At 67.5% G+C, this 20,758-nt stretch carries 17 protein-coding genes, 5 pseudogenes and 1 riboswitch; of the genes and pseudogenes, 8 read left to right on the forward strand and 14 right to left on the reverse strand.

Annotation, left to right across the window (positions count from 1 at the left end; translation table 11 throughout):
• Window positions 1-33 precede the first annotated feature (33 nt).
• A complete protein-coding gene (locus AC4BEG_RS29895) occupies window positions 34-162 on the reverse strand; it encodes a hypothetical protein (protein WP_490702797.1) in 129 nt (42 codons plus the stop codon).
• 5 nt (window positions 163-167) lie between these two features.
• Here AC4BEG_RS29895 and AC4BEG_RS29900 point away from each other — a divergent pair, with 5 nt between their 5' ends.
• Together AC4BEG_RS29900 and AC4BEG_RS29905 are read left to right on the forward strand one after the other, a co-directional pair.
• A complete protein-coding gene (locus AC4BEG_RS29900; RefSeq protein WP_490702798.1) occupies window positions 168-752 on the forward strand; it encodes a DinB family protein in 585 nt (194 codons plus the stop codon).
• Window positions 753-797: 45 nt separating this feature from the next.
• Window positions 798-1,615 (forward strand): IS5 family transposase gene (locus AC4BEG_RS29905; protein WP_490702799.1). Its coding sequence is split into 2 segments (ribosomal slippage): window positions 798-1,140 and window positions 1,140-1,615, totalling 819 coding nucleotides; the frame shifts between segments, so codons are not numbered across the junction.
• Between the two features lie 70 nt (window positions 1,616-1,685).
• Here the strand turns inward: AC4BEG_RS29905 and AC4BEG_RS29910 are convergent.
• From AC4BEG_RS29910 to AC4BEG_RS29945, 8 genes are all read right to left on the reverse strand, one after another.
• On the reverse strand, window positions 1,686-2,099 hold the full coding sequence (locus AC4BEG_RS29910) for a transposase (RefSeq protein WP_490707253.1): 414 nt from the start codon (window positions 2,097-2,099) through the stop codon (window positions 1,686-1,688).
• Between the two features lie 498 nt (window positions 2,100-2,597).
• Window positions 2,598-3,065 carry an integrase core domain-containing protein gene (locus AC4BEG_RS29915; protein ID WP_490702800.1) on the reverse strand — a complete coding sequence of 156 codons (468 nt, stop codon included), beginning with the start codon at window positions 3,063-3,065 and terminating at the stop codon, window positions 2,598-2,600.
• 9 nt (window positions 3,066-3,074) lie between these two features.
• Window positions 3,075-3,827: an amino acid ABC transporter ATP-binding protein gene (locus AC4BEG_RS29920; RefSeq protein ID WP_201871674.1), complete on the reverse strand. Its 753-nt coding sequence runs from the start codon at window positions 3,825-3,827 to the stop codon at window positions 3,075-3,077.
• 5 nt (window positions 3,828-3,832) lie between these two features.
• Window positions 3,833-4,771 (reverse strand): amino acid ABC transporter permease, encoded by a 939-nt coding sequence (locus AC4BEG_RS29925; RefSeq protein ID WP_490702801.1) that lies wholly within the window; start codon window positions 4,769-4,771, stop codon window positions 3,833-3,835.
• A 47-nt stretch (window positions 4,772-4,818) separates the two neighbouring features.
• Window positions 4,819-5,772, reverse strand: coding sequence for an ABC transporter substrate-binding protein (locus tag AC4BEG_RS29930; protein ID WP_490702802.1), 954 nt, complete (start codon window positions 5,770-5,772; stop codon window positions 4,819-4,821).
• A gap of 95 nt (window positions 5,773-5,867) precedes the next feature.
• Window positions 5,868-6,296: an ACT domain-containing protein gene (locus tag AC4BEG_RS29935; RefSeq protein ID WP_490702803.1), complete on the reverse strand. Its 429-nt coding sequence runs from the start codon at window positions 6,294-6,296 to the stop codon at window positions 5,868-5,870.
• A 4-nt stretch (window positions 6,297-6,300) separates the two neighbouring features.
• Window positions 6,301-6,459: a hypothetical protein gene (locus AC4BEG_RS29940; protein ID WP_490702804.1), complete on the reverse strand. Its 159-nt coding sequence runs from the start codon at window positions 6,457-6,459 to the stop codon at window positions 6,301-6,303.
• 132 nt (window positions 6,460-6,591) lie between these two features.
• Window positions 6,592-6,662, reverse strand: a riboswitch (guanidine-III (ykkC-III) riboswitch).
• A gap of 372 nt (window positions 6,663-7,034) precedes the next feature.
• The gene (locus AC4BEG_RS29945) at window positions 7,035-7,358 is read right to left on the reverse strand and encodes an integrase core domain-containing protein (protein WP_490707254.1); all 324 of its coding nucleotides are present in this window, start codon (window positions 7,356-7,358) and stop codon (window positions 7,035-7,037) included.
• 278 nt (window positions 7,359-7,636) lie between these two features.
• Here AC4BEG_RS29945 and AC4BEG_RS29950 point away from each other — a divergent pair.
• Window positions 7,637-8,716, forward strand: a pseudogene (locus AC4BEG_RS29950) (IS256 family transposase); the annotation flags it as partial.
• Window positions 8,717-8,764: 48 nt separating this feature from the next.
• Here the strand turns inward: AC4BEG_RS29950 and AC4BEG_RS29955 are convergent.
• From AC4BEG_RS29955 to AC4BEG_RS29965, 3 genes are all read right to left on the reverse strand, one after another.
• The gene (locus AC4BEG_RS29955) at window positions 8,765-9,709 is read right to left on the reverse strand and encodes a methylenetetrahydrofolate reductase (protein ID WP_490702805.1); all 945 of its coding nucleotides are present in this window, start codon (window positions 9,707-9,709) and stop codon (window positions 8,765-8,767) included.
• 489 nt (window positions 9,710-10,198) lie between these two features.
• Entirely contained in the window at window positions 10,199-10,459 is a 261-nt protein-coding gene (locus AC4BEG_RS29960; RefSeq protein WP_490702806.1) for a hypothetical protein, read from the reverse strand.
• Window positions 10,456-10,803, reverse strand: coding sequence for a DUF6247 family protein (locus tag AC4BEG_RS29965; protein WP_351904950.1), 348 nt, complete (start codon window positions 10,801-10,803; stop codon window positions 10,456-10,458). Before AC4BEG_RS29965 ends, AC4BEG_RS29960 begins: the two co-directional genes overlap by 4 nt.
• A gap of 124 nt (window positions 10,804-10,927) precedes the next feature.
• Here AC4BEG_RS29965 and AC4BEG_RS29970 point away from each other — a divergent pair.
• Window positions 10,928-11,893: pseudogene (locus AC4BEG_RS29970) on the forward strand (GtrA family protein); the annotation flags it as partial.
• Window positions 11,890-14,088: pseudogene (locus AC4BEG_RS29975) on the forward strand (glycosyltransferase family 39 protein). The pseudogenes AC4BEG_RS29970 and AC4BEG_RS29975, both read left to right, overlap by 4 nt.
• An 847-nt stretch (window positions 14,089-14,935) precedes the next feature.
• Here AC4BEG_RS29975 and AC4BEG_RS29980 read toward each other — a convergent pair.
• Window positions 14,936-15,163: pseudogene (locus tag AC4BEG_RS29980) on the reverse strand (transposase); the annotation flags it as partial.
• Window positions 15,164-15,165: 2 nt separating this feature from the next.
• On the opposite strand from AC4BEG_RS29980, the pseudogene AC4BEG_RS29985 reads away from it, so the two are divergent.
• Window positions 15,166-15,362, forward strand: a pseudogene (locus tag AC4BEG_RS29985) (transposase); the annotation flags it as partial.
• Window positions 15,363-15,893: 531 nt separating this feature from the next.
• Here the strand turns inward: AC4BEG_RS29985 and AC4BEG_RS29990 are convergent.
• Window positions 15,894-17,267, reverse strand: a complete 1,374-nt coding sequence (locus AC4BEG_RS29990) for a carotenoid oxygenase family protein (RefSeq protein WP_490702807.1) — start codon at window positions 17,265-17,267, stop codon at window positions 15,894-15,896.
• Between the two features lie 236 nt (window positions 17,268-17,503).
• Here AC4BEG_RS29990 and AC4BEG_RS29995 point away from each other — a divergent pair, with 236 nt between their 5' ends.
• Entirely contained in the window at window positions 17,504-18,076 is a 573-nt protein-coding gene (locus AC4BEG_RS29995) for a PadR family transcriptional regulator (protein WP_490702808.1), read from the forward strand.
• Window positions 18,077-18,683: 607 nt separating this feature from the next.
• Window positions 18,684-20,588 carry an ATP-binding SpoIIE family protein phosphatase gene (locus AC4BEG_RS30000; protein WP_490702809.1) on the forward strand — a complete coding sequence of 635 codons (1,905 nt, stop codon included), beginning with the start codon at window positions 18,684-18,686 and terminating at the stop codon, window positions 20,586-20,588.
• Window positions 20,589-20,758: the final 170 nt, after the last annotated feature.

Raw genomic sequence — 20,758 nt, forward strand, 5'->3', positions numbered from 1 at the left:
AGGCCGGACACTCCTCCTGACGAAGAGGGTGTCTCACGTGGCAAGTTTCGCGAGCTTCTTGTAGCAGGTCAGGGCGGCGGCCATGGCCAGGCCTCGGATCTGCCAGTCGTTGCGGACCACGTACGGGATCTTGAGACCACGAGCAGCCCATGGCAGGCTCATGCCGCATGATCGATGAATTCGCGAAAGGCAACCTGCACGGGAGACTGCGGCGGGACCGCAAGGCGCTGCTCTGGAAACTCGACGGCTTGTCCGAATACGACGCCCGCCGACCTTTGACAGCGACCGGGACCAACCTCCTCGGCCTGGTCAAACACGTGGCCACCGTCGAGGCCAGGTACTTCGGCGAGGTCTTCGACCGCCCTCCCCCGGAACCGCTGTCCCGGTGGCAGGACTACAACGGCAGCGATCTGTGGGCGACCGAGGACGAGACCCGTGATCAGATCATCGGGTTCTACCGGCGCACGTGGGAACACTCGGACGCGACGATCAACGAGCTTCCCCTCGACGCCCCCGGCCACGTGCCGTGGTGGCCGGAGCCTTATCCCAACACGAACCTGTTCGCCATCATGGTCCATGTCCTCGGCGAGTCCATCCGGCATGCCGGGCACGCCGATATCCTGCGCGAGGGCCTCGACGGCCGGACCGGGGTGCGCGCCGAAAACGAGAAGCAGATCGACGAGGAAGCCCGTGCAGCCTACTGCGCGAAGATCGAGCAGGCCGCCAGGTCGGCCGCATCAATCAAGGCTTAGAGGTTGTCTCACGTGACTTGATGTTCGTGCGGCATGATGCCGGTCGTGGGTGCTGATCTATCGAAGCGTCTGGTTCCTGATGAACTCTGGGCGCTGGCCGCCCCGTTGCTGCCGTCGTTCGCTGCTCGTCCGCAAGGTGGTGGGACCGCTCCGTGTGACGAGCGGGCCGTGTTCACGGCAGTGGTGTACGCGTTGACCAGCGGCTGTGCCTGGCGGTATCTGCCGCCGACGTTCGGCACGTCGCCCGCCACCGCGCATCGCCGCTTCACGGTATGGACCGAGGCCGGTCTGTGGCGTCGGCTGCACCGGGCGGTGCTGGACGAACTCGGGGCCCGGGGCGATGTGGACTGGACCTCGGCGATTGTCGACGCGGCCTCCGTTCGCGCCAAAAGGGGGGATCGCTGACCGGGCCGAACCCGGTCGATCGCGGCAAGAAGGGCAGCAAGCTGCACGTGCTGTCCGATGCCCAGGGCATCCCGCTCGCCGTCGCCGTGTCCAGCGCGAACATGCACGACAGCCTCGCCCTCAAGCCGCTCATCCGCGGCATACCCGCCGTCCGGTCCCGCCGGGGACCACGGCGGCGCCGCCCCGTCAAACTCCGCGCGGACAAGGCGAACTTCTCCGCCGAACACCTGGCCTGGCTGCGCGAGCGCGGGCTCGTCGCGCGCATCGCGCGGCCCGGCATCGAGTCCGGCGAACGCCTCGGTCGGCACCGCTGGAAGATCGAACGGTCGATCGCCTGGCTCTTCGGCTACCGCCGCCTCACCGTCCGATACGAACGAAAGGGCTCGCACTTCCTCGCCTTCCTCGGCCTGGCCGCCGCCCTGACCTGCTACAAGAAGCTCGCGAAACGTGCCACGTGAGACACCCTCTAAGCCTCGATCCACCGGTCGGCTTCTGATGTGATCTTTTGAAGTTCGAGGGGCGGGTTCTTCAGCCGTTGGCCAGCTGTGAGCAGGCGGTATCTGCTGGTCTGTCCAGCTCTTCCATGAGTTCGGCTCCGGTCGGGCCCTGGTGGGCGGGGTGGTCGGGGAGGTCAGGCTGCGTCGGGTGGGCGTGAACGGTGGTGAACAGCTGTGTCCATGCGTGCTGCCAGGGCCATCGCTTTGGCAGGTGCAGGGTGAGGCGGCGGGCGGAGCGGGCGATCCTGGCGGGGATGTGGATGAGGTGAGTGCGCAAGGTGGCGGTGGTGGCCTTGGCGTGGAAGACCGAGGCCAGGGTGCCCGCGGCCCGCAACAGGTTGTTGGAGATCGCCCACAGAATCAGCCAGGCGGCGTTGGCGTTGCACTTCCCAGAGGGCAGGTGGGCCAGGGGCCCGGCTTTGCCGTCGGCGATGACCTGCTCGATGACCGTGTGGTGGCGGTGCTGCCGCTCGGCCTGGAGGGTGGCGAAGGGGCTGTCGGTGAAGAACGGGTGGTAGCGCCAAACCGGAGCTCGCCCTGCTCGCCGATGGTGGCGCGTTTGGCCAGGTCACGGACCCGGCGCACGATGAGCCGGGCCGTGACCTGCTCGGCCTTCTTCCGGCCGGTGAAGGCGGTGTAGTCGGACATCTCGGCGAACCTCCGCATCCGAGATCAGCTCGCCGCTGTCCGGGCCGACGACCGCCCGGGGATAGCGGATCGGCTGCCACGCGGTGTCGGCAACGGCGGCGATGGCCCGCTTTGATCGAGGGGTTCATCCCCGTACTGATCGAGTGGGTTCCGTCATGGCGGCAGGCGGCCACTACGTCGGCGTTGTAGAACTGCGAGTCCGCCCGCAGGATACGCACTCCGGTGCAGCCGGCGGCCACCGGTGGCCAGGGCCTCGGTGGCGAACCTGTGCCGTTCGGAAACCCGTCGCTGCTGGTCAGGCAGCGTATCTGTACTCGTTGATCACGCCGCCGAGTATGGGGGTGTGTAGGAGCCGGTGAGCAGTCGGGGCACTCATGGGCTTCGGGTGCTCGTGGGCGACGGGAAGGAGCTGTGCCCGAGCCTGGTGTGGGCGGTGGCGGTTGTAGTGCTGGGCGTAGGCGTCGAGGGTCTGCCGGGCGTGGGTCTCGTTCCATGTGAGCGGGTGGTCTAGGACCTCGCGTCGCAGGGTTCCGATGACCCGTTCGCAGAACAGCTCGGCCGCCTGCATCCGTACTGTCTCCCGGCGCCGCCGTCCCGCAGCAGTCAGCCCGCCCGCATCCGCATACCTCACACACCACGGGATACAGCCACCACTCCAGGCCCAGCAGGGACTTCGCGAAAGTGCACCCTGACGAGCCGAAGTCAGTAACGCGCGAGGGCGGTACGGCCTGTCAATGGCCGTACCGCCCTGGTGTTGTCGCATGGGTTCTGGTCAGAGGACCTTGGACAGGAAGGACTTGGTCCGCTCGTGCTGTGGGTTGGTCAGCACTTCGCGCGGGTGTCCGGATTCCACGACGACTCCGTCGTCCATGAAGACGACCGAGTCGCCGACCTCGCGGGCGAAGCCCATTTCATGGGTGACGACGATCATCGTCATTCCGTCCTCGGCCAGTCCGCGCATGACGTCGAGGACATCGCCGACCAGTTCGGGGTCGAGGGCTGAGGTGGGCTCGTCGAAGAGCATCAGCTTGGGTTCCATCGCCAGCGCGCGGGCGATGGCGACGCGCTGCTGCTGGCCGCCGGAGAGCTGGGAGGGGTAGTTGCCCGCCTTGTCGGCCAGGCCCACCCGGTCCAGCAGCTTCAGCGCGCGTTCCCGCGCGACCGCCTTGGTCTCCTTTTTGACCTGGACCGGCGCCTCGATGACGTTTTCCAGCGCGGTCATGTGCGGGAAGAGGTTGAAGCGCTGGAAGACCATGCCGATGTCGCGCCGCTTCTCGGCGACCTCGCGGTCCCTGAGCTCGTAGAGCTTGTCGCCCTTCTGCCGGTAGCCGACCAGGTCGCCGTCGACGTACAGCCGCCCGGAGTTGATCTTCTCCAGGTGGTTGATGCAGCGCAGGAAGGTGGACTTCCCGGAGCCGGACGGGCCGATGAGGCAGAACACCTCGCGGGGGGCGACCTCGAGGTCGATGCCCTTGAGGACCTGGACCGCGCCGAAGGACTTGTGCACACCTTCGGCCTTCACCATGGCGGTCATGCGCGGACACCTCCGGATCGGTTGCTGAAGGAGAGCAGGTTGGCCCGGATCCGCTGGAGCGGGGTCATCGGGAGGGAGCGGCTGGAGCCGCGGGCGTAGTACCGCTCCAGGTAGTACTGGCCCACGCTCAGTACCGAGGTGAGGATCAGATACCAGGCGGCGGCCAGGAAGAGCATCTCGGCGGTGGCGCCGGTGTTCTGGCCGACGTTGGTGGTGGCCTGCAACAGATCCCAGTACTGCACGGCGATCACCAGTGAGGTGGTTTTGAGCATGTTGATGAATTCGTTGCCCGTCGGCGGCACGATCACCCGCATCGCCTGCGGCAGGACCACCCGGCGCAGCGTTTTGGCGTGGCTCATGCCCAGTGCCTGGGCGGCTTCGGTCTGGCCCTCGTCGACCGCCTGGAGACCGGCGCGGCAGATCTCGGCCATGTACGCGGCCTCGTTCAGGCCCAGGCCCAGCAGGGCGGCCAGGAACGGGGTCATGAAGTCCGACCACTCGTCCTTGTAGATCGGGCCGAGGTTGATGTAGTTGAAGACCAGGCCGAGATTGAACCAGACCAGCAGCTGGACGTAGACCGGGGTGCCGCGGAAGAACCAGATGTAGCCCCAGGCGATGGAGGAGGTCACCGGGTTCTTCGACAGTCGCATCACCGCGAGGATGATGCCGAGGACCACACCGAGCGCCATCGACAGGATGGTGATCCAGACGGTGTTGCGGACACCGCGGAGCACTTCCTTGTCGAAGAAGTAGTCCGGGATGGCGCCCCAGTTGACATCGCCGCGGGCGAAGGCCATGACGAGTGTCACGATGAGGGCGATGGCGACGACCGCGGTGATCCAGCGGCCGTAGTGCCGCACCGGGATGGCTTTGATGTTCTCCGGCGCGGGCGGCGGGGCGTCGACCGGGTCCGCCTTGTCGATCTTAGTTGTCACGGATTGTGCCTTTCAGCGCGAGCGCGCGAGGAAGGAAACGGGCCGGGTCACTTGCCGCCGTTGATGATGGCCTTGGTGACGGCGCCGTCCTTGACGCCCCACTTCGCGATGATCTTGTCGTACTCGCCGTTGGCGACGATGAAGGCCAGGGCCTGCTTGAGGGCGTCACGCAGCTCGGTGTTGTCCTTGCTGACGGCGATGCCGTACGGCGCGGCCTCCTCCTGCTCACCGGTGATCTCGAAGTCGTTGCCGCCGCCGGAGGTCTTCACGGCGTAGGCCGCCACGGGGAAGTCGCTGGAGGCAGCGTCGGCGCCACCACCGCGCAGCCGGGTCTGGGCCTCGGTGTCGTTGGCGAACGCCTCGATCTTGATCTTGCCGTCCTTGCCGCACTTCTTGGACTCGGCCTTGGCGAGATCGTGCGAGACGGTGCCGCGCTGGAGGACGACCTTCTTCCCGCACAGATCCTTCCAGCTGGTGATTCCCTCAGTCTCGCCCTTCTTGGTGTAGATCGAGACACCGGCGGTGAAGTAGTCGACGAAGTCGACGCCCTCGCCCGCCTTCTTACCGGTGTCCGGGTCCACACCCTCCTGGCGACCCTTGTTGTCGGTCATGGCCGACATCGCGATGTCGTAGCGCTTGGAGCGCAGACCGGAGAGCAGGGTGTCGAACGTGGCGTTGTTGAACTCGAACTTCACACCGAGCGCCTTGCCCAGGGCATCGGCGATATCCGGGTCCAGGCCCATGACCTGGCCGTTCTTCTTGAACTCGACCGGCGGATAGTTGATGTCCGAGCCGACCTTGATCACGCCGGCGTCCTGGATCCGCTTCGGCAGCGCGCTGAAGAGCGGACCCTTGCCCGCGGCGCTGGAGGAGCCGCCCGTGGCCTTGTCGGTCTGGTCGCCACAGCCCGTCAGGAGCAGGGCGCCCACGACCGCTACCGCGCCGGCTGTGGCCATCCGGGACTTCGTGGTGGCCCGACGGCGCGTGAAGCTGGCGGTCATGCTGGTTCCTCCCGCAGGATGAAGGGGATGTCCGAGATGGCGGGAACACACTTTTGCGTGTCTCCGGCCCGTTCTGATCGTGTCCGCACTTTGGCTCATCCGGCGGCCGGGCGACCAGGACCAGCGTGCGACTCCCGAGCGAGACCTTCGAGCAGCTTGACCGCCAAGGCGGCGCTGTCATGCGGGACGAACAAGTGATCGTGGTAGAAACCGGCCACGACATTGCAGCTGAGCCCCGCACGGGTCAGTACCTCGGAGATGGCAGCCGTCAAGCCGACGGCTGCCAGGGATGAATGCACCCGCAGTGTGATCCAGCCGGCCACGTACTCGTATCCCAGTCCTAGCCTGTCGGCGTCCTCCTTGCGCAGGACGAGCGTGAGCCCCTCTTCCTCCGCGACCGTCACGACCGGAGCCACTCCTGCGGGAATCGCCGCACCGGGGATCGAGACGAATACGTACTCACCAGGGTGAAGTTCCGGACGCATGCCGCTGAGCAGCGCTGACAGATGGGTTTCTCCAGCCAACTTCCTACTCCTTGCCATGAAATGAGGGTGAGAGGAGCCGGGGGGTGAGATCACTCCCCGCTCCTGAAACGGGCACCAGGGCTGCTGCGGACACGGCAGCCCAGACTCCCTCAAGGAGGAGGAAGCCCCAGGAATGCCGGTCCAGCGCAACGATCGCGAGCACCGAGGAACCAGCCGGGTTGAGCGCGAGGTAGTGGACCTTGGCTCAGTCGTCCTGCCTGCGCAGCGAGGAAGGACGAGAGGACGAACAGAGAGCCACAAAGCTCAGCAAGATTTTGAAGCGACATCGTTGTGATGCGCGCCGTCTTTGCTCGGCCGGGTACGGCAGCGCTCTCGTCCGGGGCTGGCGCAGAACAGCGCCGCCGCGGGCGACGCTAGCACGAACTCCATGCCCACGACTATAGGAATCACCTTGGCTTTCCGTCCGAGCGCCTACCACGCCTGACCAGCAGGAAACCTGGCATTGAACACGTACCGAACCCGTGTAGTCACTCACCGTCCAGGTGAGCGCCCGTCCCGGCTCGGCCCGGCCGCTGGGCAGTCCGCGCGCCGTCTATGCCTCGCCGGTCGAGGAAACCTCGGTTGGGCGGATCCATCGCTCCGGCAGGCCACCGCCAGCTGGGTACTCGACACCCAGCTCGGCCCCGGCTGTCACGGAGTCTCGTCGTGATCCGCACCTCGTCCTCGACGGACACCCGGTAGTACGTCCTCCTTCGGTCGTACCGCTTCAGAATGGCTTCATAGCCGGTGCGCTGGGGTTTCGTCGGGTGGTCGGCTGGCGCTGCGGTACTCGTTGACGAGTCCGGCAACGGCTTGTCGGCGTTCGATCCGGGTTGACGGCAGGGGGATGACGTCTGGGTCGTCCAGCGGCGCGAGCTGATCTCGGCCCTGATGGGGTCGGTGGCCGTTGAAGTGCCGGGCGTAGTCGTGGAGGATCTTCTCGGCGTGTCCGCGGTGGAAGATGAGCAGGCGGTCGGTGCGCTCTTCACGTACCGAGCGTACGAACCGCTCGGCGTGCGGGTTGCGGTTGGGGCTCCTCGGAGGGATCTTGGCTACGGTGATGCCCTCGCTGGCGAAGACGGCATCGAAGGCGGTCGTGGACGTTGTGTCCCTGTCACGGACCGGGTGGGTGAACTCGGTTGCGCGGTGGCCGAGTTGTCAGAGCAGCTGGCGGGCGTGCCGGGTCGCCCAGGTGGCGGTGGGGTGAGCGGTGGCGCCGGGGATGTGCACGGTGCGGGTGCGGACCTCCATGACGAACAGGGCGTACAGGCGGTGCGGGGCGAGGGTGTCGACGTGGAACAGGTCGGTGGCGAGGAAGCCGTGGGTCTGGGACTTCAGGAAGCGGTTTCCACGCAGAGCGGACGATAGCCACCTCGGCCGGGCCGGTGCAGGTCAAAGCGCCGCGAGTGAACGACCGGCGGATCGATGCCGAGACCGGGGAGCGCAAACGATTCTCCTCGGCGATCCTGCCGCCGTGGGCCCGCAAGACCCCGAAGATATCGGAGGTGCTGCCGCTGCTGTACCTGCACGGCCTGTCCATCGGCGACTTCGTCCCGGCACTGGAACAGTTCCTCGGCTCGGCCGCCGGGCTGTCGTCGGCGACCGTGTCGCGGCTGACCGCGCAGTGGAGCGACGATCACAAAGCGTTCCAGAAACGGGACCTGTCGAAGACCGACTTCGTCTACGTGTGGGCCGACGGCGTGCACCTGAAGGTGCGCCTGGACGAGGCCAAGGCATGCGTGCTGGTCATGGTCGGCGTTCGGGCCGACGGCAGCAAGGAGCTGATAGCCCTGGACGAGGGCTACCGGGAGTCCGGCGAGTCCTGGGCGAACCTGCTGCGCGACTGCGCCCGGCGCGGCATGCGCGCCCCGGTACTGGCCATCGGTGACGGCGCGCTGGGCTTCTGGAAGGCGCTGCGCGAGGTGTTCCCCGAAACGCGCGAGCAGAGATGCTGGGTGCACAAAACGGCAAATGTCCTGGACGCTCTCCCGAAGTCGGCGCAGCCGGCGGCGAAGAACGCGATCGCAGACATCTACAATGCCGAGGACAAAGACCAGGCCAGGGCCGCCGTCAAGGCGTTCGCGAAGCAGTATGGCGCGAAGTTCCCCAAGTCCGTGGCGAAGGTCGTCGACGACGAGGACGTGCTGCTGGCGTTCTACGACTACCCGGCCGAGCACTGGATCCACCTGCGTACCACGAACCCGATCGAGTCGACCTTCTCCACCGTGCGGCTGCGCACCAAGGTCACCCGCGGCGCCGGGTCGCGGTCGGCCGCTCTGGCGATGACGTTCAAGCTGATCGAGTCCGCCCAGGAACGCTGGCGCGCGGTCAATGCGCCGCACCTGGTCGCCCTTGTGCGAGCCGGAGCCCGCTTCAAGCGCGGCGTCCTCGTCGAACGGGAGGACGCCAGCGCGGCCTGAGCCGCGTCCCGATCGCGGGATTCGACAGCCGCACGTTCGTGCCCGGCTTCACACCGAGGGTGTACCTCGTCCGAGCAGCCTGCTGAGCTCGTGGGCCAGGGCGACCGAGGCGTCGATCTCGACCTTGCGGATGGACACGCTCTCCACGAGGAAGCCGAACGGCATGCCGAGCTTGCGGCAGAAGGCGATCAGGTCCCGGGCGTTCGCCAAGCAGTGCTGGTATGACTCGGCCAGGGTGTCGTCCGCATGGCGCAGGGAGTTCTCCAGCCAGCGCGGGACGTCGACGCCGAGCCATTGGAGGAACGCCAGCGTCTTCACCGAGCCGCACACCGAGAGCGTGAACAGGACGGGCCTCGGTTCGAGGTCCCGCTCGCGGCAGGCGTAGTAGTAGTCGGAGACCATGCTTTTCGCCGCGTCGGCGCTGTAGATGACCTGCGAGATGAAGTACGCGCATCCGGCCACCTGCTTGGCGACGAGCCGCAGATGCTCCTCGGGGCGTTCGGTGATGGCCACGCCACCGAGCAGCAGGTCTGGGCGGACATCGCGGCGCAGGTCCTGCGCCTCGAACAGGCCGGTCCGCACCGCCTTCCCCTTCGAGGACGCGCCGACGAAGACGCCGAGCAGCCGGTCGGCGTCGGCCGTCCGCAGCCAGGTCCGCAGCTCCGTCTGGGAGTACTTGCCGACGCACCGGTAGACGACCACCGGGCGGTTCCACTTGCCGAGATAGTCCGCGTGGTACACGGCAGGGTCGATGGTCGGCAGGTACGGAAACGGCCGCTGCGCCGGATTACGATCGCTCTCATCGTCGATGTCGTACAGCGCCAGACCGTCGACATCGAGGGACTCCAACCGTGCCAGGGTGGCTGCGGTGATCTCCCGGATCCGCTCGGGAGTGTTGCTCAGGCGGGGCGGCGTGATGCCGAACAACAGGACACCGCTGTCGGCATCGGCCACCCGGCTTCGGAGATCTGTGCCGTCGCTCTGGTTCGCCATGACGCGGAAGTTAGCAGCTCATCCGCCATGCGGCAGGCGAACACCACCCTGTGAGACCGGACTCGGTTCTGAACCAACTGACGTCCGGCCGCGCGGACCAGATCCACAGGATTTGACAATTGCTCCGCTCTCCCTGTTCTCAGCACCTACGCCGGACACTACAACGGACATCGACCGCATCAGGCCCGAGAGCAACTACCTCCCCTCGCCGACCACCACACTGCGCCGCTGACCGACCTGAAAACCCCATGACGGCTGCTCCAGACCCGTGTCCTTGGCGGCGCCTGATCAATGAGTACAGGTACGCAGCATGACCAGCAGTGACGCGTTTCTGAGCGGCACACGATCGACAGTGGCATCGGGAGATCATCCCAGACGCCGTACAGGCCGCCACTCAGAGCGGAGAAGCTGCAGGCCAGAGACAGAATCGTAGTTACCGAGCGGGACAGGCCGATTGATCTTCCTGCCTCGAGCGCAACGCGGACGACGTCAGCCGTACCAGGTGATACTGCAGACGTAGACGCAGTGGTGGCGCGCCACTGCGAGGAAGCTGATAAAGCCGCGTCCGCCGAGAATGTCGAATTCCCGGAGTCCGCCTTCCCGGTCCAAGGGTCGGCCCACCTTTGCCGCGTCAACTCCGAGGGCCGCGAACTCGGTTGCCAGCCGCTCAACCTCTGCCACTACGCCCGGCGCAAGTCCGCCAGCGACGTGCTCCTCGCTCGGGTTGTACTCCCAGATCCAGTCGGTCACAGCCCGGCCTCGGCCTCCGCTGTCTTGCGGATCTGCTGAATTTCATCGATGACCGTCGTGGGGTCTTGTTCGGCCGTATCTACGATTCGCTCGAGTTCACGGAGGCGGGCTGCACGTTCTGGGTGTCGCTCGATGGCGATGAACACAGCCCACGAGTGGATGAAAGCCCGAAGGGGAGCGAGGCTCTGTGTCTGTTGTGCGTTTGTAGTTGCCTCGAACAGATGCTGGGTGAGTGCAGGGATCCTGCTGGGAGCGATCCGGGCCACAGCCGCGCGCAGTGCATCAGGGGTGAGGTCCGGCATGGGGATCAGCGGTCCATGCGGGCCGTCTGGCTGCGCGCTCACGATGACCTCCGATGCGGGGGATTGCTGTTCGCACCATACCGTGCGGGTGCCCAGCGGTGTGGGCGTGTGGACAAGCGGGTGCGTGGTGGGCGCCACGGCATCGGGGAATCGTGACCGCAAGCCGCTGTCCGAGGCGCCTGTGCTCGCCTATATGGACGTCGATCTGTCCACCGATCTCAACGCGCTGCTGCCGCTGGTCGCCCCGCTGATCTCCGGCCACTCCGACCTGGCGATCGGCTCACGGCTGGCCCGCAGTTCGCGGGTGGTGCGTGGGCCCAAGCGGGAGTTGATCTCGCGGGCGTACAACCTGATCCTGCGCGGCAGTCTGGCCGCGCGCTTCTCGGACGCGCAGTGCGGCTTCAAGGCGATCCGCAAGGACGTCGCCGAGCGGCTGCTGCCGCTGGTCGAGGATTCCGGCTGGTTCTTCGACACCGAGATGCTGGTGCTGGCCGAGCGGGCGGGGCTGCGGATCCACGAGGTGCCGGTGGACTGGGTCGACGACCCGCACAGCACAGTGCACATCGTCAGGACGGCCACCGATGACCTCAAGGGCGTCTGGCGGGTGGGGCGCGCGCTGGCAACCGGCGCGCTGCCGTTGGACCGGGTGCGCCGCCCCTTCGGTGACGATCCGCGCGACCGCGAACTGAGCGGGGTACCGGGCGGACTGCCCCGGCAGCTCGTCGGCTTCTGTGTGGTGGGCGCGCTCAGCACGCTGGTCTATCTGCTGCTGTACTCCGCCTTCCGGCTCGGCACGGGCCCCCAGACGGCCAACGCGCTGGCGCTGTTGCTGTCCGCGCTCGGCAATACCGCGGCCAACCGGAGGCTCACTTTCGGGGTACGCGGACGGGACCGGGCGGTGCGCCATCAGGCGCAGGGGCTCGTCGTCTTCGGCATTGGCCTGGTGCTGACCAGTGGCTCCCTCGCCGCCCTCGACGCCGCCCCCGGCACCCCCTCGCACGGCACCGAACTGGCCGTGCTGATCGCGGCGAACCTCGCCGCGACCGTTCTGCGCTTCCTGCTCTTCCGAGCCTGGGTCTTCCCGTCGGACAGCAGGACCACGACCGACCACGACCCGAGGAACCCCCGATGACGACGTACAACCCCGGCACCTCGGAAGCCGGAGCACCGCCCCAGCCGCCCCCGGCCGCCGCATCCCACCGGGCGGGGCCGCAGGGCCCCGGCGGCTCGCGCCTGGCGCGGATGTGGTGGGGGCGGCCGGAGGACCCGCGCTGGGCACGCCCCGCCCTGTGGGCCCCTGCTCGCCGTGACCGCCGTGCTCTATCTGTGGAGCCTGGGCGCCTCCGGCTACGCCAACCAGTACTACTCGGGCGCCGTCCAGGCGGGCAGCGAGAGCTGGAAGGCGTTCTTCTTCGGCTCCTTGGACGCCGCGAACTCCATCACTGTTGACAAGCCACCGGCCGCGCTGTGGCCGATGGTCCTGTCGGTGCGGCTCTTCGGGCTCAGCTCGTGGGCGATCCTCGCCCCCCAGGCGCTGATGGGCGTGGCGACGGTCGGGGTGCTCTACGCGGCCGTACGGCGCAGGTCCGGCGCGGCCGCCGGGCTTATAGCGGGCGGCGTGCTCGCGGTCACCCCGGTCGCCGCGCTGATGTTCCGCTTCAACAACCCCGACTCGCTGCTGTGTCTGCTGATGGTCTCGGCCGTCTACTGCGTGCTGCGCGCGCTGGAGGACGCCAGGACAAAGTGGCTGGTGCTGGCGGGCGTCTGCTTCGGGCTCGGCTTTCTGACCAAGACGCTCCAGGCGTGGCTGATCCTGCCGGTGCTCGCGGTGGTGTACGCGGTGTGCGCCCCGGCCGGGCTCGGCAAGCGGATCAGCCAACTGCTGCTCGCGGGGCTCGCGCTGGTCATCTCCGGCGGCTGGTGGGTCGCGATCGTCGAGCTGTGGCCCGCATCCTCGCGGCCGTACATCGGCGGCTCGGACCACAACAGCTTTCTGGAGCTGACCTTCGGCTACAACGGCCTGGGACGGATCAGCGGCAACGAGCACTCCGGCGGTGAAGGCCTTGGCGGTGGCGGTGGCGGTGGCGGCAGCGTGTGGGGCGAGACCGGCATCGGCCGTCTCTTCGGCTCCGACCTGGGCGGCATGATCGCCTGGCTGCTGCCCGCCGCCTTCATTCTGCTGGCGGCGGGGATCTGGCTGACCTGGCGGGCCAAGCGCACGGACACCCAGCGCGCGGCGTTCCTGGCGTGGGGCGGGGCGCTGCTGATCACGTGGGTCATCTTCAGCTTTATGTCCGGGACCTTCCACCAGTACTACACCGTCGCCCTCGCGCCGTATATCGCGGCGATCGTGGGCATGGGGACGGTGCTGCTGTGGGAGCGGCGGTCCGGCCTGCCGGCCTCGGCAGCGCTGGCCGTCACGGTGGCGGTCACGGCCGTTTGGCCGTATGTGCTGCTCGGCCGCTCCGCGGACTGGCACCCGTGGCTGCGGTGGGTGGTGCTGATCGCCGGTCTCGCCGCGGCGGTCGGATTGCTGCCGGCGGCGCGGCTGGACCGGAGTCTGGCACTGGGCGTGGCGGGGCTCGGTCTCGCCGCAGTGCTGGCCGGGCCGGTCGCGTACACCCTGAACACGGTCGATACCCCGCACGGCGGCTCGATCCCGACGGCCGGGCCCGCGGTGAAGGGCGGCTCGGCAGGCCCCGGGCGCGGGCTGTTCGGCATGCAGGGCGATCGCCAGGGCCAGGGTCAGCCGGTCAGCAGGGTCAGACCGGTCACGACCAGCCGGGTGGCGGCATGGGCGGTGGCCCGCAGGACCGTCAGAACGGGGCGTTCCCCGGCGGCGGTTTCCCGGGCGGCGGCCAGCCCCCGCGGAACGGCACGGGGAGTGGTCAGGGCACACAGGGCCCGGGCAAGAACGGCAGTCCGGGGCAGGGCAACCAGCAGGGGATGGTGGGCCAGCAGGTCAACGCCAAGGTAACGGCGAAGCTGGAGCAGCACTCCGGCGATTACACCTGGGTCGCCGCGGCGATCGGCTCGCAGAACACCGTCGGGTACCAGCTCGCCACCCAGGACCCGGTCATGTCCATCGGCGGCTTCGCCGGCGGTGACCCGTCCCCGACCCTCGCCCAGTTCCAGGCGTATGTGAAGCAGGGCAAGATCCACTACTTCATCGACTCGGGCCAGGCGGGCGGCGGCCCCGGCGGTGGCGGCACCTCCTCCAAGATCAGCTCATGAGTCAAGGCCACCTACAAGAAGGTCACCGTGGGCAGCACCACGCTCTATGACCTGACCCAGAAGGCGTCGACGTCCTCGAAGACGTCCAGCTGACGCCTTCGGCCCCGAACGTACGGGCCGGTGTCCGGGACCCCCGCGGCCACCGGCCCGTACCCCTGTCCGACGCGGGCGGCGAGACGGGGCGATTCGCCGTACGGCGTAGAGCGGGGCTTCTGGACTCCAGCAGTGATTCGGTACCCGAGCTGGTCAGAGTGCTGTCTCCGAGCCTGTCGGGCTGACGGCGCGTCATGTGGTGGAGTTCGTTACTCGTCGTGGCGGTGACCGTTGGTCCGGCGTGGATGGCATATCCGCTCCAGCGGAGCGATCAGCCGGATACGCCAGCGCCGACTACCGCGGCTCACTCCGAGCGAACCGGTGAATGAACCGCTCGTCCAACTCGGGCGGCCCCGATGACCACCGAGCCGCGTCCTGCGTGAAGGCATCCCCACCCATGCGCAGCTCAACGAGCAGCCCGCGACCTCGTCACGGCAAACGCGGTTGCGGTTCGCCAGGGCGGGCGAGGCCGGCACAGCCCCGCAAGGACGCTCTGCCGTGCACGAATGAGAATTCTCAATAAGCCAGCCGTCCCCCGTGAGGGAGACGGCCAGGCGGGAGCGGTGGGGAAGTCGGCCGTGTCGTACCGGACGACTTCCTCACCGCGCTCCGCCAGTTCCTGAACCGAAGCGATTCGCTGAACGTGATGACTGGTGCTTCCGACGTGTTCGGGGCGAAGAGACTAGTCTCCCTGTTTCGTTGCGGGTGGTTGAGCTGGCCTGATCGCGGCGGCTGGGTGATTCGGTTGCCGGTCGTCGAGTGGGCATGGCTGGGGCTCGACGCTCGGGTCGGGTGCTCCAGGGTTCCTCGAGTCGTGGGCAGGCAGGGACGGTGTCGCGGGCCAGGTGGATGGCCGTGGCAGGGCCGTGAGGCGGGCGAATGCGCTGGTCAGCTCGTGTCGCCAGGGCCAGGTTGCGGAGATTCGCAGGTGGAGGCGGCGTCCGCCGCGGGTGATGCGGGCAGCGACGTGCAGGATGCGGTAGCGGAGCTTCTTGGGTGCCGCGGTGGCCAACTCGCCGTCCAGCAGCAGGCGTGTCCAGGCCAGCAGGTCGATTGCGGTCAGGGACAGTTCGAGCCTTTCGCACCAAACCGCAGATCGCGGCCGACCTTGCCATCCAGGCCAGGGCGGCCGGGCTGGTCTTCCGCGCGGTGGCCGCCGACTGCGCCTACGGCGACCAGGACAGCTTCCGCGCGCCGGCCTGCACGCCGCCGGCCTGCCGTTCGTGATGGCCCTCAAGCCCCGGCACAGCACCTGGGCCTACGGCCCCGACGCCCGGTGCTGTCGGTCTGCTCGGTAGGGAGCACCTTGTCGGTCTGCTCAGTGGGGAGCGCGTTGTCGGTCTGCTCAGTGGGTTCCGCTCTGTCGTTGCCTCTCGGCCGGGTCTTGGCTGAGTACAGGGTCGCTGTTGTCCGCGCAATCTCGGTGGTCGGTGTTGTCCTGGCGGTCCTCTCGCGGCTTCCCGTCCGCTGGGACGGCAGTAGCGGCAGTCGGGGCGACCGCCCTCCTCATCGCCTCGCTCCAGGCTGCCCGGCTGGCTTCGGCCGGGCGCAGGTTGACATAGGCCGACCGGGAACCGGATTCCACCTGCGGGCACCCCGTAGTACCCGTGCGCAGACGGCAGCCGTTCGTACCGGTCGGCTGCCGGAACCGGCATGCCGACGACCGGCACGTACTGCCGGACGTCGGCATGCCGAACGTGCCTGATGCGGCACTGGTCTCCGCATGGTCGGGAGGGGCTGCCCGGGACGTGACGGGCGGTGATCCAGAGCTTGACCTGCGGCGGCCGGTGATGCCCGGCGGGGTGTCAGGCCGGGTCGGGGATCCAACTGCCGTGGAAGCCGAGCGGTACGCGTGCGGGGAGGTGGATGGTTGCGACAGGGGCACCGGTGAAGTCCTGTGCGGAGAGGATCACCAGGTCGCTCGCGCCGCGATCCGGGTCGTGGACGTAGGCCATGAGGTAGCCGTCGTCCTCCGCCCGTGCGTTCTCGGCGGGTACGAAGACCGCCTCACCGGTGTGGTGTCCCCTGCCGAAGGAGCGGACCTCGGTGAGCTGTTTGCTCAGGTCGTGCTTGAGCAGTGCGTCGGTCAACGAGTCGTTGGACAGGTCCTCCAATCCCGCGGCCGGGCCGGCGAAACGGAGCAGGTCCGCGGTGACGGCCGAGTATCCGTAGCGGTGCGTGCCGGTGACGACAGCGGGGCTGATCGTCGGGAACTCCTGTGGGCGGTCGTCGAGCCGGGTTTCGGTGACCGTCCCAGTGACCGTGTCGATGACCCAGCGGTCCAGTGTGGGAAGGCTGTTGCCGCTGAGCTCGGCGTTGACGAACATCTTCGGGAACCGGACCACGTCGACCACGACCTTGTCGCCGTCGTCGTAGGCGTTGAGGGTGTGGAAGACGAAGCAGGGGTCGATGTCGAACCACCGCACCTCCTCCCCCTCGCGAGGCAGCAGGCCGATGCGCCCGCCCCGGCTCTCGTTCCACGCCACCGGGAGAGGGCTGCCCGCCTGGGCGGCCTCGCGACTGAAGGTGACCGGCAGGTCGTAGAGCACGGCGTACTTCTGGGTCAGCGCGAAGTCGTGCATCATCGGGGCGTGCGCGGCGGGGATGTACACGCTGCGGGTGACCAGGCCGGCTGGGGAGACCACCAGGTATCGGACGATGTCGCTCCGGCCGTAGGTGACGGCGTGCAGTTCGCCGGTCGCCGGGTCCAGTTTGGGGTGGGCGGTAAAGCCGGCAGGCAGGGTGCCGCCGAAGTCGCTGGGGCCGACCGTCCCGAGGTCGTAGGTGAGTTCATACGGCCTCGGCCCGGCCTCGACGAGGGCGAACGTACGGCCGGCGTGGCCGATGACGTGGGTGTTGGGGCCGGTGTCCCTGAGGTGGACGGAGGCTCCGTTGCGGGGCTGTTCGCCAAGTGCCTCGGCGATGTGAGCGGAGCGGACCCATCGGTTGCGGTACCACTCGGCCTTGCCCTCGCGCAGCCGTACGCCGTGCACCATCCCGTCGCCGGTGAACAGGTGCAGTCGGGGGTCGTCGAGGTTCATCGGGTTGGGGCCGTTGCGCAGGTAGCGGCCGTTGAGTGCGGCCGGGATGCGGCCGGTGACGGGCAGGTCGAATGCGGTGACCTCCTCGGTCACCGGTGTAAAGCCGCCGGTGTACGGGGGCCTACTGGTCAGGCTCATGCCCTTTCCTCTCATGGGGGTGCTTCTGTGCGGTGGTCGCGGGAGGGGGCTTTTTAGACGGCTGGAGCTCTGCTTGGAGGGAGCGAGCCGCGAGCGCGGCACTCGACGTAGCAGGGTGCGGGACCCGCACTCTCGATAGTCATAAACATTACTACTCTCATTCATGACTATGCTAGACAGGGTGGCTCCGCGTGAGTCAGCTAGCGGAAACGACCGAGCACAGGAGGAGACCAACCGTGGCCCTGCGACACGCGGTGCTGGCGGCACTGCTCGACGGCGAGTCCAGCGGTTATGAGCTGGCCAAGACATTCGACCGAGGGGTGGCCAACTTCTGGCACGCACTGCCGCAGCAGCTCTACCTGGAGCTGTCCAAGCTGGAGGAGAGTGGCCTCGTCGAGGGCCGGGATGTCGCCCAGGAGGGCCGACCGACCAAGCGGCTGTTCACCCTCACCGACGCGGGCCTGGCCGAGCTGGAGCGCTTCGCCGCAGGGGCGGCGAAACCCTCCGTGATCCGCGATGACCTCCTGGTCAAAGTGCAGGCCGTGGACCATATCTCCGCCGCCGCCGTGGTCGAGCAGCTCGACCAACGAGCTACCCTCGCCGCCGCCAAGGCCGACATCTTCGAAAACGCCCTCTCACGCCTGCGCGGCGACCTCGACGAGCCGACCTTCCTGGCCACCGGCGACCGGATCGGTCCGTACCTGACCTGCCTGCGCGGCCTCCGCTTCGAGAAGGAAACGGCCGAATGGTGCACCCAGACCGCCCAGATCCTGCGCGCCCGGCACGGCGCAGCTCGCCTTGAATCCTGACGTACCTCCAGGTCGGATTCTCCCTCGCCAGTCGCTGGATGAGCGCGACTATCTTTTCCGGTAGCGGTGGCCGGCCGGGGCTGGTCGACGTTTGGCGCCATTTCCAGCGCACCAGGCGGCGGGCGTGCTCGGGGTGACCAGTCGGTGGCGGCGTAAGGCGGACGGCAGGTGCCGCGCGAGAGCGGAGAGCACCGCACGATCTGCCCACGAGAGCCGCGGCCGCTCAATTCTGTCGACGAAGCACAGCGACCTCATGGCGAAGCACCAGGATCTCGGCGTTACTCGCGGCGGATGAACGGCCCAGCATGAGGAGGCAGCCAAGTAGTCGGCGGAAGATCAGGTAGAGCCGTCGCAGGCCCACGAGCAGTGATCACGTCGATCCTTACGCGATCGCAAATCCCCAGGTCACACCGTACAGCTATAAAGACACCCGTCAGGGTTTCATGCGTTCGGTCACCCTCCGAACGGGGTGTAGGGTTGTTTTAATGTTGCTTCCGGGTTGAATCCGTTCTTTAGCGGCGCGCCATTCACCTCCGCTCGATGCAACGCCGGAAGAGGGAGCCAACTGCGACTCCGCGCTGGTACCGGGCGGCATCGTTTCGGCGGCATGGGCCCGGTGAACGCGGACTGGCCGCAGCGGTCGGGAGTCGCCCCGAGCGGGGGCGTGCATGGCTTCAACAAGGCGATCCACGTTCTCGCGGCCTACAGCATCGAGTACCGGGCACGACGGGAGCTCGCAGTGTGGAAGGGTATGTGGCCGCGTACCGCTCGGCAAGAAAAGCACAAGGCCCGATGGAGCGGCGGAACCCTGCGGGCCGTCACCGCTAGCCACTTCACCCAGGGGCGGACGGGCACCGGCACCCAGCAGCGCGAAGCCCAACAAGCCAGGACGGGATCCGCCCCGGAAGTCACTGCTCGGATCGCGGAGCTGACCCGGGATCTTACTGCGGCGGTCACTGCGCGAGATGTCGTAGAGGTAGTGGACAAGCACATCCTGTCGCTGTTCGGCGCGGTTGGTGTCGGAATCTGGGCCGTGGAAGGTGGGCGCGTCTTCGCTGTGGGTGCTACTGGGTACTCGCACGAGTTCCTCGAGTGGCTGGAGAGAATCCTGCCCAACCAGCCCCACCAGCCGATCAAACAAGCCCTGGCCGACCGCATCCCAATCTTCATCTCCTCACGGGAGGAAAGCATCCGCCGCTACCCGCAGCTAGCGGAGGTCGTGGTTAAAAGCGGTAAGCAGGCGTGGGCGTACCTGCCTCTCGTTGTCTCGGGACGCACGGTCGGGGTCTGCGTCATCTCATACGACCAGCCGCACACGTTCACCTCCGAGGAGCGCACCCTTATCACGGCGCTGAGCGGCCTGGTGGCACAGGCTCTGGAGCGGGCTCGGCTGTACGACACCGAGCACCGCCGGGCTCGCGAACTGCAGCGTGGTCTTCTGCCCCGCACCTTGCCGTCCCTCCCCGCCGTCACCGTAGCCGCCCGATATCTGCCGAACGGTGAGGCAGCGGAGGTAGGTGGCGACTGGTACGACGTGATCGCTTTGTCCGGGGACCGGGTCGCGCTGGTCGTCGGGGATGTCATGGGCCATGGCTTGTCCGAAGCTGTCACCATGGGTCGTCTGCGTACGGCGGTATGTACCCTCTCTGATCTGGAGTTGCCCCCAGACGAGCTGTTCTTCCGCCTCAACGAAATGATCAGCGACCTTGGTGACGACCTCTACGCCACATGCCTGTACGCCGTCTACGACCCCACCAGCGGCCAGTGCTCCATCGCCAGGGCCGGCCACCCGCCCCCAGCGGTAGTTCAACCTGACGGGAGCGTCCGCTTCCCCGACATCCCGCTGAATCCGCCACTTGGCGCCGCAACGCCGCCCTTCGACACGGGCACACTGGAGCTTCCCGAGAGCAGCCTCCTGGTGTTCTACACCGACGGCTTGGTCGAGTCATCGACACGCGACATCAGCCAGGGGATGGCCCACCTCGCCCGGCAACTCGGGGGCACTGAACAGTGGAGCAACACCGCCGATCTCGAACGTATATGCGATGTTCTTGTTGCGGCGCTGGTGCCTGAACCGCGACATACGAGCGACGACGTTGCCCTCCTGGTCGCCCGCACCTGCAGATCAGCCCGGGGGGATATCGCCTTCTGGCTATTGCCCGATGGCCCTGTGGCCGCAGGGCGGGCCCGCGGTTACGTCCGGGAGCAGCTCACCGCATGGGGCCTGGACGAACTGCTGATGGCGACCGAATTGATCGTCAGCGAGTTGGTGGGCAATGTGGTGCGTCACGCCAAGGGACCGGTCGCACTGCGCCTCCTGCGTAGCCGGACGCTGATCTGCGAGGTCTCGGACGGCAGCCTTAGCATGCCTCGTATCCGCCGTGCCCTGGAAACCGACGAGGGAGGACGGGGCCTCTATCTGATCGCCGCAGTCGCAGACCGATGGGGAGCCCGCTACACGCCTACTGGCAAGTCAATCTGGACCGAGCAACACCTGCCCATCGGCAGCTAACTTGACTCTGTCGGGATCTTGGATTTTGCCGGTGCGACAGCGTGATCAACGGGCATGCTCGGGTTGTTCCGAAGGCCGATGCAGTTGTCGAGGTGTCCGTTGTCGCTCCGTCCCCGTTCCGGTGAGCAGGTCCCGTCGTTGACTGCGCAGGTTGAGCGGGCGAGTAACCC

Source organism: Streptomyces sp. JLBJ103 (assembly GCF_058215575.1).